This is a genomic window from Providencia sp. PROV200, assembly GCF_049901995.1.
Classification (GTDB): Bacteria; Pseudomonadota; Gammaproteobacteria; order Enterobacterales; family Enterobacteriaceae; genus Providencia; species Providencia rettgeri_E.
The window spans coordinates 1,462,260-1,475,711 of record NZ_CP096307.1; the positions used below are offsets into that span (position 1 = coordinate 1,462,260).

15 protein-coding genes are annotated in these 13,452 nt (G+C 38.4%); 12 read left to right on the forward strand and 3 right to left on the reverse strand.

Annotation, left to right across the window (positions count from 1 at the left end):
• The first annotated feature begins 17 nt into the window (after positions 1 to 17).
• From M1E86_RS06520 to M1E86_RS06530, 3 genes are all read left to right on the forward strand, one after another.
• Positions 18 to 383, forward strand: a complete 366-nt coding sequence (locus M1E86_RS06520; protein ID WP_210831845.1) for an HK97 gp10 family phage protein — start codon at positions 18 to 20, stop codon at positions 381 to 383.
• 39 nt (positions 384 to 422) lie between these two features.
• Positions 423 to 626, forward strand: a complete 204-nt coding sequence (locus tag M1E86_RS06525; RefSeq protein WP_105880963.1) for a toxin-antitoxin system protein — start codon at positions 423 to 425, stop codon at positions 624 to 626.
• A 299-nt stretch (positions 627 to 925) separates the two neighbouring features.
• Entirely contained in the window at positions 926 to 1,858 is a 933-nt protein-coding gene (locus tag M1E86_RS06530) for an Abi family protein (protein ID WP_192575028.1), read from the forward strand.
• A gap of 506 nt (positions 1,859 to 2,364) precedes the next feature.
• Here M1E86_RS06530 and M1E86_RS06535 read toward each other — a convergent pair.
• Both M1E86_RS06535 and M1E86_RS06540 read right to left on the reverse strand, forming a co-directional pair.
• Positions 2,365 to 2,733, reverse strand: coding sequence for a hypothetical protein (locus M1E86_RS06535; RefSeq protein ID WP_105880965.1), 369 nt, complete (start codon positions 2,731 to 2,733; stop codon positions 2,365 to 2,367).
• A gap of 82 nt (positions 2,734 to 2,815) precedes the next feature.
• Positions 2,816 to 3,232 carry a hypothetical protein gene (locus M1E86_RS06540; protein WP_191901884.1) on the reverse strand — a complete coding sequence of 139 codons (417 nt, stop codon included), beginning with the start codon at positions 3,230 to 3,232 and terminating at the stop codon, positions 2,816 to 2,818.
• Between the two features lie 978 nt (positions 3,233 to 4,210).
• On the opposite strand from M1E86_RS06540, the gene M1E86_RS06545 reads away from it, so the two are divergent.
• The 4 genes from M1E86_RS06545 to M1E86_RS06560 all read left to right on the forward strand — a co-directional run bounded on the left by M1E86_RS06545 (position 4,211) and on the right by M1E86_RS06560 (position 8,831).
• Positions 4,211 to 4,399 (forward strand): hypothetical protein, encoded by a 189-nt coding sequence (locus tag M1E86_RS06545; protein ID WP_129765453.1) that lies wholly within the window; start codon positions 4,211 to 4,213, stop codon positions 4,397 to 4,399.
• Positions 4,400 to 4,874: 475 nt separating this feature from the next.
• Positions 4,875 to 5,447: a cytochrome b/b6 domain-containing protein gene (locus M1E86_RS06550; protein ID WP_210831848.1), complete on the forward strand. Its 573-nt coding sequence runs from the start codon at positions 4,875 to 4,877 to the stop codon at positions 5,445 to 5,447.
• Between the two features lie 562 nt (positions 5,448 to 6,009).
• Positions 6,010 to 6,297: a hypothetical protein gene (locus M1E86_RS06555; RefSeq protein WP_210855053.1), complete on the forward strand. Its 288-nt coding sequence runs from the start codon at positions 6,010 to 6,012 to the stop codon at positions 6,295 to 6,297.
• Positions 6,298 to 7,994: 1,697 nt separating this feature from the next.
• Positions 7,995 to 8,831: an ammonium transporter gene (locus tag M1E86_RS06560; RefSeq protein ID WP_426099296.1), complete on the forward strand. Its 837-nt coding sequence runs from the start codon at positions 7,995 to 7,997 to the stop codon at positions 8,829 to 8,831.
• A 180-nt stretch (positions 8,832 to 9,011) separates the two neighbouring features.
• On the opposite strand, the gene M1E86_RS06565 is transcribed toward M1E86_RS06560, so the two are convergent.
• Positions 9,012 to 9,611 (reverse strand): hypothetical protein, encoded by a 600-nt coding sequence (locus M1E86_RS06565; RefSeq protein WP_426099297.1) that lies wholly within the window; start codon positions 9,609 to 9,611, stop codon positions 9,012 to 9,014.
• A 183-nt stretch (positions 9,612 to 9,794) separates the two neighbouring features.
• Here M1E86_RS06565 and M1E86_RS06570 point away from each other — a divergent pair, with 183 nt between their 5' ends.
• Genes M1E86_RS06570 through M1E86_RS06590 form a run of 5 tightly spaced genes read left to right on the forward strand, consistent with a single transcriptional unit; the run spans position 9,795 to position 13,450 of the window.
• Entirely contained in the window at positions 9,795 to 10,049 is a 255-nt protein-coding gene (locus M1E86_RS06570; RefSeq protein ID WP_102138720.1) for a helix-turn-helix domain-containing protein, read from the forward strand.
• A complete protein-coding gene (locus tag M1E86_RS06575) occupies positions 10,030 to 12,072 on the forward strand; it encodes a Mu transposase C-terminal domain-containing protein (RefSeq protein WP_426099298.1) in 2,043 nt (680 codons plus the stop codon). The genes M1E86_RS06570 and M1E86_RS06575 overlap by 20 nt, the downstream gene beginning before the upstream one ends.
• Before the next feature lie 12 nt (positions 12,073 to 12,084).
• A complete protein-coding gene (locus tag M1E86_RS06580) occupies positions 12,085 to 12,978 on the forward strand; it encodes an AAA family ATPase (protein ID WP_426099299.1) in 894 nt (297 codons plus the stop codon).
• An 8-nt stretch (positions 12,979 to 12,986) separates the two neighbouring features.
• Entirely contained in the window at positions 12,987 to 13,169 is a 183-nt protein-coding gene (locus M1E86_RS06585) for a hypothetical protein (RefSeq protein WP_166696922.1), read from the forward strand.
• Entirely contained in the window at positions 13,169 to 13,450 is a 282-nt protein-coding gene (locus M1E86_RS06590) for a hypothetical protein (RefSeq protein WP_166696921.1), read from the forward strand. The genes M1E86_RS06585 and M1E86_RS06590 overlap by 1 nt, the downstream gene beginning before the upstream one ends.
• Positions 13,451 to 13,452: the final 2 nt, after the last annotated feature.

Below are 13,452 nucleotides of genomic sequence, written 5' to 3' on the forward strand. Positions count from 1 at the left end.
TTTATTGGAGTACAGCAATGATAAAAGTAAAAGTTGTCAGTAAAAAAGGAAACGGTAGCTTTGACCGCTATGTTAGCCATGTTCAGCAAAGAGTGTCTTTAGCTATGCAGCGGTTTCTTATCGACGCTGGAGCACAGGCCGCAGTCTATACGCCTATCGATACCTCGGTATTGATTAATAGCCAGTTTCGCACAGTCACCGTTAACGGTACACGAGTAACAGGTCGTATTGGTTATTCCGCCAGCTATGCCGCGTATGTGCATGACCCGAAAGTTAAGCAGAAGTTTAAACGCCCAACGGCTAAAAAAGAGTTCCTGAAAAAAGGTGTAGAGGAAACATTACCCAATTTAACTAAGTATATTCAGGAAGAATTGAAGCGTTAACTTTGATGATTTAGATACCAGTACGCGCGAGGGGGAAATATGCAGAAAACAATCAAAAAGAAAACCAACCGTTATTTTAATGATGTGCCAACAACGCGCCTAATCGTGACGTGTGAGCAGTCAGTGATTGATATGGTGGATATTCACATTAGAGCCGATAGAGTAACTAGGGGCAATCGTGCGGAGTTTGTGAGACAAGCAATCATTGAAAAACTAAAAAACGAAAATAGCACAAATAGCTAAACCGCTATATGTATGTGTAAGTGACTTAGCTATAGCTATATATATTGTGTTTACGTTAAAAAAACAGACAAACATTTACAGACTCATAATGACTAGCTCCCTAGACAAGATAAATATATTCAGTATTATTGATTCCAACAGTGCCCCTCATAACCTCTACGCAGAACGGAGAAATCTGGTTTGCGATACGTTTGGGGCTTTCTTTTATCTACTATCTGATAACTTTCCATGCTGCCATGCACCCTCTAAAACCTCATCTAACGTATTTAGACCAAATAAAAAAGCTAGAAAAACGAGGAATGAGCTTTGAGGATTTACCTCCCGAGCAAGCAGTAAAGAAAATAATGAATATTGGATATTACAGGCTATCTGGGTATTGGTATCCATTTCGTAAGTTAAAGTTAATCCCACCAGCAGCACCCCATGAAGCTAGACGCGAAGAAGCATTCCTTGCAGGTACAACCTTTACAAAGGTATACGCACACTATCTATTTGATGTAAAACTAAGAAGCTCTATTTTTTATGGCATCGAACGAATTGAAACTTATCTCAAGGCAAAAATAGCTTACGAACTAGGTAAAGTATCCCCTACGGCCTACAAAGATAAGAATATCATTCAATACAGGCATCGCTACCGACATGATACATGGTTAGAAAAGTTAGATTCTTTAATAGAGAGAAACAGTGATAAAGATTGTATACGATGGAATTTAGACAAGTATGGGGATATCCCTATATGGGCTATCGTTGATATTTGGGATTTCGGTACAATGTCTCGCTTCTACGGAATGCTTGAAGATAAATACAAGCATCAAATCTGTAAATCGCTTGGTTTTCTAAAGCCTAACTCAGCAAATGTAAGAGATGGGCTGAAAACAGCATTAGAGCATCTTAATACAGTTAGAAACAGGTGCGCCCACCACGCGCGTTTATGGAATACCGATTTTTCAGACTCAAAAATTAGTATCGATGTGTTAGATAATATTGACTTAGCCGCCTCTCGCTTATCTCCACAAAGCCCTGAGCTATCAAGAATGGCGGGTATCATATTTTTAATATGGAGCCTGACTAAGAGAATAAGTTGTAATTCCACATGGCTAAGCTCAGTAAATGATCACTTAGAAAAGCATCAGGGCGTTATTCCGTTTAATTCAATGGGATTCGATAACAACAATATCTCAGGATTAAAAAATCTATTGGATAAGGAAGAAGAACAATTAGCCCAACCATAAGCCATCCCAAATCAAATAAGCTTTGACGATTTAGTGACACGCTAGGAATGATGATTTTCTGGCACGTTAGCAAAGGTAGTTAGATAGTTTTTACACATCGTAGAACGGGAGTTTTCGGACACGTTAGCGGTTAGTTTTCGGACATCGTAGGAAGTCCATAAATAAAGGGTTGAATTAGCGGCAAATATAGATATTAAATCTTAACAATTCTTAACGTTTATCTAATGCCAAAAGCCTAAGAAATACTAAGATTATTACGGGTAAATGATAACATTTGATAACGTATTTCAGTTAATACCGACTCGAAGCCTCATACATAAATCTTAACAAATCTTAAGGTTTCTTAAGGGTAAATGCTGCCATGTTGATGACATTACAGATAATAAGGATTGGTAAGGTGGTTGCATGGCTTAAGGTGTGGTGAGGTTATTATTGACAGAGTGAAAAATAGTCATACGATACCTTTCACTCCTTTCTAATTAGCACCACATTCTGGAATTAGACGATTATTTGCTTAAAATTGTAATGCCAATTAATGCGATGAATAAAAACAGACTGAGAAAAAACCATCGGGCTGTTTTTTTTGTAATTGAAGTAATAATCTTAACTACTTCATCACAAAAATAAAAAACAAACCAATCCATATCAAGTTCAAGATCGGGATGAACCCTCTCAGCCTCAACAAATTTAACTCTGGCAACGGCTTTCATAACATCTCTGCTTGAATTCAAATCTAATTGGTCACTTAAAAAAGCATCCCAAGCAGCTTCTCTAGCAATCCTGCTGTTTAGATCGCTAATACCTTCAATTGCTACTTGTCGTATTCTTTGAGCTTTTAATACTCGCTCAAAACCATATTTATTAATATTAATCATTATTCACCTTAAATGAGTTCTCATAATCCCTTTATGTTAAACGGGCGAGTTGGTTTACTAAAACCGCCCGTTGATACCTTATTTAATTTAGCTTCCCAGCAATATCTTTGTGACGCTTCCACGCTGAATAAATATCCTTATCCCATGCTTTACCGCCTTTCGTTTGATAGCCTGCCTCATTAATTCGTTCAGCGATAATACGTCCGTTATCTATGCCCTCTGATAGCACCAAATTAACCACAGAAACGACAGCAGACTCATTATAGGTATACGGTGGGATATCTGCCTTTCCAGCAATTAAAGACGCCACAGACGATTCTAGGCGTTCCACCAGCGATAACATACGAGCGTCAGGATTACTGTCTGGTCGGTTTAATTTCTCTTTGATAGCTGAGACTATCCACGCTGTTTTATCAGTACCAGAGTTCGATACAGCGTCATTAAACAGGGCTTGAAGTTCAGCAGGTAGGCGAAAGGCAATAAGATTAGATTTACTCATGGTAATAGTCCGTTATTAGCTCAGTGAGTGCTTATTATATCAGCGTATAACACTGTTATACAGATTAGAAAATATAAAATTGCTGGTGGATTTAACGAGTAATTGTATAACTTAATATAACAAAGTCAGGGTAACTTACTGTAAAACAAGCAAAGCGTATTATTGCGCCTTGTAACTGAGTGAATACATGGCAAAGCTCAAATTTGAGCACAGTCTAATTTTACCAATAGAATCAATCGGCTCATTTTTGAGCCTGTATTTATCAATAAAAACAGTGCCCTCAAAATTGAGGAGGGTTAAGGATTGTGATTATGGCCATAGTCGGAAAGGGTGACAGTTGAAATGCTACCCTTGGTACTGAGGACGGCTTGAAATGAAGCTCTCATATAAAAACTACAAATTAGTGCCTTTAGCCAAAGTAGCTAAATATTAGCCAGTACAGCTAACCACTCGAAAATCACGGTGTAGCTATTTTGATGTCAAAAGGAATCACGGTAATAACGTACCGAAATGGTACTTAAATAAACCACGGTGGTACTATGGTGTTGCTATAGTGATTGTAAGGTATTCGTTTTGGTATCCACCGAAAAGGCTATATTTTACTGGATACTCTATCCGCTGAATGTTGACAATTGTTGACATCAGAACCAGACAAAACCAGACATGGGAACCTGACAAAACCTGACATGAGAACAAAGTAAATGTTGTTAATTGTTGTGGTCGAAAACTTGTCAAAACTTGTCATCACGCCAAAGAAATTTATAAGCCCCGTCCAAAATCAAATAGGTACGCAGTAGGTATGCGTTTAATTCTCGCATTTCGCTATAATCAAATAAAATCATAATGTTGTGTAAAAGTACGCAGAATGGTACGCAGCAAAACAGCATGTTTTATGCTAGTGGAATGATGGGCTTTGATTGTTCCAATTTAGCACAATCAAGGTATAGCGATAACCACAACACCTTTTGAGGTATAGCCATGTTACAACGTGAAGCAATAGAAGCCGTTATGATGGAGTTAGCCCACCAGCAAGGGCAATCACTTAATGGGCGCGATAGGTTAGCGATTAGAACAGGTGTAGCACAGACTATGCAGGCTAAAGAACGTCACAGACGGAGAATGACAGCACCAACCTACCAATGGACTAAGCCAGCACCAAAACGTTGATGCGAAGATAATCGCAATGGTCAAATATTAAGCGAAGCACTAAAAAGTGCGACGGTATACAGGCTATAGATTGCCTTGGAATCAAGGGCACTTAAGGCGGTTAAATAGGACTCCTTGAGATTAAGGAGTCATGAGGCTCTGAAATTGGAGGATCGTCACTGGCTGGCAATATTCTAATCATGGCCATGAGATAAAAGTAACCACTTTGGTAACCACCAAAAGTAACCACAATGCAAATAAGCATTGCGATACCCACAGGACAATTTTGTCCTCTGAATATTAATTTCATACTGATAATAAAAACATCTCATAACGATAAATGTAATCATCTTAAAAGGATGGTCGTAATTAATTGGTAGATGTGAACTATATTTCATATAAAATATTCTACGCTTAGGACTTAAAGCCATAAACAAGAGTGTTATAAGCTATTAAATTGTGTCTGTGAGAAATATTATAAAAAAGGTGAAGCATTGTGAGCATATTAAAATCGATTTGGGATTTTTTTGGGCTTTATCAGACTAAAAAAATAAGAATTTTACATGTGTTAATTCTACTTTTAGTGATATCGCAAATCATTGTTAGTAATTGGATGACGGGTACTAAGTCAGTAGTTATTCCGTTTTTTGACGAGACTTATTTATTCACTTGGATTCATATCGTTTCAGGCTTTGTGCTTTTTTTCTTAACGTTTTTTTTAGTCGTGTTATGTTTTAACCAGCGAGGGTTTAGATATTTTTATCCCTATCTCTGGGGTGACTTTAAGCAAATCAAAGAAGATATAAATTCTCTTTTAGCAAAAAAGCTACCAGACAGCTCACCTAAAGGGCTTGCCGCGACAGTTCAAGGGCTAGGGTTAGGTGCTTTATCAATTGTTATTTTGTCTGGTATTGCATGGTTTATTCTATGGTTACAGCAGTCTCCATTTGCTTTAGAGGCTAGAAGTATTCATAAATCACTCACAATTTTAATTGAGATTTATATTTATGGTCACGGTGGTTTAGGAATCATTCATTTTATAATTTGGAATAAAAGTAAAAATAAATAGGTTTGCTTGATACCTGATTGGCAATATGGGTGATTAGTCGCCCATATTCATTAAATGATATTTTGTTGTAATCTGTAGATGCTAATAAGTTACCGTGACGCAAATATGCGTTACCTAGTAAATCAATAAGTTATCTACTCTGAACATAAATAACCAAAGCTAAAATAACGGTCCTATTACGGTCCGTATAATGTGATTGAACGGCAAGATTACGGCAAGATTAAACGGGGATGTTACGGGGAGGATTAAGCCGATAACGGTGAGGTTACGGTGAGGTTACGGTGAGGTTTCCACAATGGTTTCCAGTGAAAACGCACTTTAGGAAATAGAAACTAACACTAAGGTTACTACAAGGTTTCAGGCGGTCAGTTGTATTTTGATTCCGTCGATTTAATGGAATTAAGTATAATCAATAACTTATAGTTACATACGGGATAATCCCGTATCATCATGGTTAAATTAACATTTAGATCACCCCTAGAAATTGGAATTATTACCCAATCTTCCAGAGTCCTATCAGCATTTTGTTTTAACCAATGGCTTATATTGTGATGGTATCAAGATGAATAAACCAGAAATGAGAAAAGCAAAATCAATCAGGATCACCACATCAGGAACGGTAATAAAAGCCCCTGAGCGAGTGAAAACAGCCACAGGTAAAATTATGGCCACGATGACCATTCAGGCGGAGAGTGACAAACGTAGCCCGTACCCATTAAAGATAGTGGCATTCGATATTAACGCGCTGGAGCTTATGACCTGCCAGAAAGGAAACAAAGTAACTGCTACAGGTCGCTATGAATGGTTTAATGGTTATCAGCTAACAGGGGCGCAGATAGTTACCTGTTAGTAAATGTTAGTATCTATAAGCCGATTTGAAATCAGGAAACCTAAAGAGGACATTTCTCCTCTTTAAACTAACCTACAATTAGTTGCCTACCTTTAACTGACCCTCTTTAAGATGACCAGTTTAACTAACCCGAAAATATCGGGGCAGTTCGAATAGGTCCACCAGCCTACCTATTCTATTTTGTATAACCCATATTGAGGTGCGCAAATAATCACTGCCGTCATTTAAATCTCACAAGTGTTAATTTTACAGTTCCGTTTGAAACGGAGTCGTGAAAAACACGGGGAGGGTTATTTCTGGTTGGTGTTTCATTATCTGCAATGAAGTTGCCATTGATGATATTTATGCAATGATGTTACTGGAAAGTGTAGGGCTAACATTGAGATTAAAAATCACCTCAAAACAGGCATGACAAAAATATTAGGGGGTACATTTGGGGGTATCTATAAAGTTAGAATTTAAATAATCATTTAATATCAATGAAATGAATGCTATGTATGGTTCTCTCCTCCGCCATCTTCACTTCTAGTAACGTCTTCCAAAGTCTTTCAATCCCCTAAAGTTATAAAAACAAGCAATCAAGCATTCCAACTAAATTCCATTATTCCAACGTCTACTATCGTCTATTGAAAACTACCCCCTTTAGGTGGTACATATGGGGGGCATCAATGCCATTCAAAGGTTGGTTATTTAACATTAGAAAAAAATATCATGAACTCAAAGAGGCCGCTTAGATCTTCTACTGAATCTGCTGTTCATTTTAACGATCGTAATGATGGAACGATGGTATTTTTGAATGTCTTTTTTAATGCTTAGAGCAACGATTTCTTCACCGTCTTCATTTTCATGTTGTCATCTAAATGATATCCCAAACTTTTTATGAATAAGCATCTGTAATTAAACTTAAATAAATATTGCCTTCATGAGTCGATAAATAGGTAATATAAGCGACACAAGATTGTATTGGTTGCGTGGGAGTAAATTCTGGCTTAATTAAATTTGGATGCAGATGAAAATAATGATGACGTAATGTTGTTATATGATAATTTCGTTTAGTTGGAACTAATAATCGATATTTTCTAAATAAATAAAATAATCGTTCATATCCAATAATTAATTGTTTTTGTTTGAAAGTAAAGTGCAACGACGAACTCTTAATAGAGGATGATAAATGTGCCAGATTTCACTAAACAGATAATAATATCTTCTGACTTCTCTTTTTATTAGATGTATCTTGTCGTTTGTAATCGGTTTGGCGGCTGATCTTCATAAAGCGACAAACTGTGGTTGTTGTGAGTTCTTTTGATGGTTTTTTCTTTAATAACAAATCGTTGTGTTTGCTTGGTATGCCAGTTTAAAATTTTTATCTATGCGCCACTCTCAACCTCGACGACGTTTAGTCTTAAATAGCTAATTTAAACTTTAACACTTCGTCAGTGTTAAAGTTTAATCTACTAATACTATTTATTATTGACTATCTTATATTAAAATTTAAACGTTAAAATGAACAACTCATTATTTTTGTTATGGTTAATAATTCTATTGATTATCTCACTGAATGTTATATTATGAAAATAGACAACTAAGTAATTTCACTTTAAATATATAAATAATTATTAAACTGCTATAAATATGAAATAATTATTACTTATTTCGATATTCTAAATATGAATACATTCATTGGAGAGTATTAATTAATGAATAATATACTTGCAGTATTGGATGTCCCAAATACAGCATTTATGCTGCTTTGTACAAGTCTTGTTATGCTAATGACTCCTGGACTTGCTTTTTTCTATGGTGGATTAGTCTCTCGTAAAAGTGTTATTACCATTATGTCCCAGAGTTTCTTTTCTATGGGGTGGGTGGCAATTATTTGGTTCGTGGTTGGTTATTCATTATCGTTCGGTCCCTCGATTAATGGGATTGTTGGCGACCCATTTTATTATGCATTCTTGAATAATATAAGTCCTCAAACGATGTATACCGGTAATGATGGCGGCTTACCAATACTGGTTCATTTTGGATATCAAATGATGTTTGCGATTATTACCCCAGCCTTGATTACAGGAGCTTTCGCAAATAGAGTTAATTTCCCTGCTTATCTCATCTTTTTAACCTTATGGACATTATTTGTCTATGCACCGTTCGTTCATATGGTTTGGAGCCCAGATGGCATCTTTGCTAAATGGGGAGTTGTTGATTTTGCGGGTGGTATTGTCGTTCACGCAACAGCAGGCTTCGCTGCAATAGCTTCGGCGTTATATGTAGGAAAAAGAGTCGTTAAGTCAGATGGTACTCATAATATTCCTTATATTGCACTTGGCGCGGCTTTATTGTGGTTTGGTTGGTATGGTTTTAACGCTGGATCTGAACTGCAAGTCAACACCGTAACCGTTTCGGCGTTTATTACTACCGATATTGCGGCTGCATTTGCAGCAATTACTTGGTTTATTATTGAACGCTTGCATACAGGAAAACCTAAACTTGTCGGCTTTTTAATGTGGGGAGGTGATCAATCTTGCACTATTTGAAATGGAGTTGAGATAGGCTGGACGCCTTGAGATTACTGACTTGGCGAGAAATTATTGATTTTGCACTAAAGAATACAGATTGATTTATTTTATGTTTTTTTGCATTCTATTTTGCATAATAATGATCATATTTTAGGAGCATTTAAACGATATTTAAAGGACAATTGAAAAGTCTTCCAATTATCCTACCTTACTGTGATTTGCATCCTGGTTTAGCCCACCAGATAAATTGGTATTTTTCTTTTCTTCAATACGGTGCAAAATCTCTCTATCTATCGATTCATCACCAGCAAGAGCCAGCTTGATTGCTTGCTTCAGTGTTGGCCGTATTTGCAGGCGTTCAATGCTACTTTCTATTGAGTCATCGCTTACGAATGATGTTTTTAAAATACCTTCAATTCCTTTTCTATGTATTGCTTTTAATAACTCACTAATTTCATCGGTAGACAATGATTCATATACCATATCCCAAGAGTTTTTCATTAGTTGCCTATCAACTTTGGGTGGCTCCTTATCTCTTAGTGATTCTAATTCAGACTGATTCACTCCAAATGCCAACCAATCTAAACTTACCTGCTCAGCCTCCGCTATTGTTTGAATAGCTTTAAATGATGGATCTGTTCCTTTGTTTAAATAGTTATTTAGTGTTGAGTATGGTAATCCCCATGCGACAGAGACAGACCTTACACTGCGACCTTGGATTAGTTTATTTATTCTGTCTATTAGTGTTTCTTTTGTATCACTAGCTAAAGAAACACTTTCGCTTATTTTTCCTTTCATTTTCTTTCTTGCCTATTCAATTGATTTTTAAATGATATTTCAAATTAAAAGCATTGATTAGCCTAATTAGGAAAAGAAAGTCATTTTATTTCTTTGCATGGTCCTAATTTGGATCAATACTATATCCGTACAGATAACCCTAGCGGATTATCCGCGAGGGTAATTTTTAAGGGTAAACGAAATATGGATAGAAATGAAGTGAGTTATTCAGATTGGCATCGTATCGATATTGTTGCCGCTCTCCATAAGGAAGGGTTAACGATGAGAGACTTGTCAACGCGAGCAGGTTTAAGGCCTGACACACTCAAGAATGCACTGGCGCGTTCTTATCCAAAAGGTGAACGAATTATCGCTGATGCTCTTGGTGTTTTACCTCAAGATATTTGGCCTAGTCGTTATAACAATAGAGTGAACCATTATGTACCTAACTGCGAATGAATTGATTGGATTACCTGAATTGCCAGGAACAGTTCAGGGTATACGCCTGGCACTGAAAAAGCGCACAGGTAAACACCCTGAGTTTGTTCGTAAAAGAGAAGGCACAAAGGCTTTCGAATACCACATTGATTGCTTGCCAGAGGCGGCGCAGGAAGTTATCAAACAACGTCATTTTAATGCAGTTCTTGAGCAGAAAAAAACGGATAACGCACTCGAAAAAACGGTATCAAATACCAGTGTTAAACCCGTTGATGAGTTGGCTTTAATGCGCCAGTGCCCTGCATTGTTAGAGCGTGAGGTTTCATCGTTAACAGCAGATCAAAAAAGCATTGCTGACGCGAGAGCGACATTAGCTTTAGAAGTGCTTTCTTTGATTTATGCAGGCGATACACGCATTGGGGCGGTGACACGTATCTCTGAACAGTCCAGAAAAGGTGTTTTGCCTCAGACGTTACAGCAAGCTGCGGATAATGCGAATGCGCGTAAAGGGACAACCCGCAGAGGTGTCAGTGTCCGCTCTTTACAGGAATGGGTCACGTTGTATCAAAGCACCAATAATGGTGATGAGCGATTGGCGTTACTGGCACCCGGTCACCATAAAGAGACACGTCCTGAGCAGGTCTCATGGCTACCGATGTTCTTATCACATCATCGTAATGTGAATGGTCCATCTTTGATGGCAGCGTACCGCACATTCACCGAAGAGTGGCAGGAGCACTATGCAGACCAGCCTACTATGTTGGATGTTATGCCCTCTTATTATGCTGTTCGCCGCGTCATGGATAAATTACCAAAACGCGAACGAGCACGAGGACGCGTGACAGGTTCGGCAGCTCGCGCATTAGAAACTTATCAAAAGCGTGACTGGTCACAGATGCCAGTAAATGGTTGTTGGATATCAGATGGTAAGTCCATGAATATGAAAGTAGCTCACCCTATTCACGGACGCCCATTTACACCTGAATTAACGTTGGTTTTAGATGGTCGGACACGCTTTCTTGTGGGTTGGAGTTTGGACTTATCAGAGAACGTGATCGCTGTTGCATCGGCTTATCGCCACGGCATGAAATACCATGGCAAGCCATTGTTTACCTATTCAGATAATGGTGGTGGTGAGAAAAATAAAACATTAGATGCTGATATCACGGGTATTTTCCCACGCTTAGGTATTAAGCATATGACGGGTATTCCTGGTAACCCACAAGCACGTGGGATTATTGAGCGTCTCAATGCGGTCATCCCCCGTCGAGTTGCTCAGCAGTTTCAAACTTACAATGGATTAGGTGCAGATAGAGAACATGTGCGTATTACCAGCCGTCGTATTGAGTCTGCTGTAAAAGCTATCGAGAGCAATAAAGAACTTAATCCAGTGCAAAAAGGTGCATTAGCTAAGCTTCCAAGTTGGCAGCAGTTACTTGATGCAATTGAGGTCGAAGTACAGCGTTACAACTATGAGCATCAGCATAGTGAATTACCTAAGCGTAATGGTCGCCATTTAACCCCTGCGGCTTACCGCGAAGAAGTGTTAGCTGCTGAAGGCGATGAAATCGAATATCTCACTGAAATTGAATTACGCGAGATGTTTATGCCTGAAGTCATTAGAAAGGCACAGCGCGGTTGGATTGAGTTTAATAACAACGAGTATTTTGCCGAAGACTTGATCCTCGTTGATGGTGACGAAGTTCGTGTGGCTTATGACATTCATGATGCGAAAGAAGTCATTATTCGCAAACTGGATGGAACCTATGTCTGCACTGCAATATGGAACGGTAACAAAGTGGCCGCAGTACCAACTACACAAATGGATAAAGCCATTGAAGACCGTCGTAAACGCCGTATGACTCGTGTAGAAGACAAGATACGTGAGATTGAGGCTGAGGCTCGCCCACTAATTGACACTAAGCCTACGCCTGATTTTGGTGGCTTTATTCCTGCGGATGAACCTATCACGACACCAAGAAAACCGATTACGTTTTTACAATCTGAATATGAATACTTATCTGCGAAAGCAGGTAACCAATAACGGAGGTTTACGATGTCTATCGTTAATGAACTTACCACGATGATGAATAACAAAGGCTGGTCACAAGCTCAAGCGGTTCGCGGTATAGGAGTCAGTACGGCAGTAATTAATCAGTTTTTGCAAAATAAGTATAACGGCGATGTTAATGCGGTAGAGGAAAAAGTCCGTCAGTTCCTATCTCGTGAACAAGAGCGTGATAAATCACGTCGTATTAAGCCTGTCTATGTTGATACGTTAATGGCACGTAAAGGGCGTGATGTTATCCGTATGGCACACATGGATAGTGATATTAACGTTATCTATGGTGATGCAGGTATGGGTAAAACCATGATTATTCGCCAGTATGCCAAAGAAAATTTAAATGCAGTGCTTATCGAAGCTGACCCGGGTTATACCGCTCGCGTTGTTTTGGAAGAGCTGTGCAACAAATTAGGTTTAAGTAAGCGTGGCAACATGCACGAGCTGAGCGAATCCATTATACAAAACCTGCGCGATTCGGGGCGCATTATCTTAGTCGATGAAGCTGAAAACTTGCCTTACCGCGCTTTAGAAACCTTGCGCCGTATCCATGATAAATCAGGGGTTGGTATTGTGCTCGCAGGTATGCCTCGCTTGATCCTTAACTTAAAAGGTAAGCGTGGAGAGTATAAGCAATTATATAGCCGTGTGGGCTTTGCTTTACGCATGGGGGAATCATTACCCGAAGATGATATCACCAACATGATCACAACCATGTTACCGGAAGCGTCTGAACCAGAAGTATTAAATGCCCTTTATAAAGCGTGTAAAGGTAATGCTCGCCGTTTGTTTAAGTTCTTACGCGGTATATCTAATGGTAGCCAAATTAGTGGTCAACCTATTGATGTTCAAATGGTTCATGAGTTCTCGGAAATGTTGATTAATTAGGTGGCTACATGACTAAATCTATTACTCAAAGGTTAGACAGTGCAATAAGCAGCATTAGCCACTTTAGAGGGCAAGCAAGTTGCACAGCTGAAGAGCGAACCAGTTTTCACGTTTCACATTTGGATGAATTAATTGATTTATTTACCGAAGCTAAAACCGAAATTGAAAAGCTTCAATCCGTTGAAAAATAATGAGGTGCAATGTGGATATCACAATTACAGCAGAAAATCAGTCCGTTATCTCAAAGTTTATGAGTGCTGACTTGGCTTCTAAAGAGTTAACGGATTTAGGTCTTACCGTTCTTGATACCTCAATTCGGGATGGTAAGACACTTATTCAGGTCGCGCGTCATGAATACTGTGAATCGTTGATTCACCACGGAAAAGCAAGTTACGTTTATGTATCAGGTGTCAAATGCGGCATTTTTAAGTTCGGTCAATGCCGTGTTTTTTGGTCTGAATCAATACATTAGGA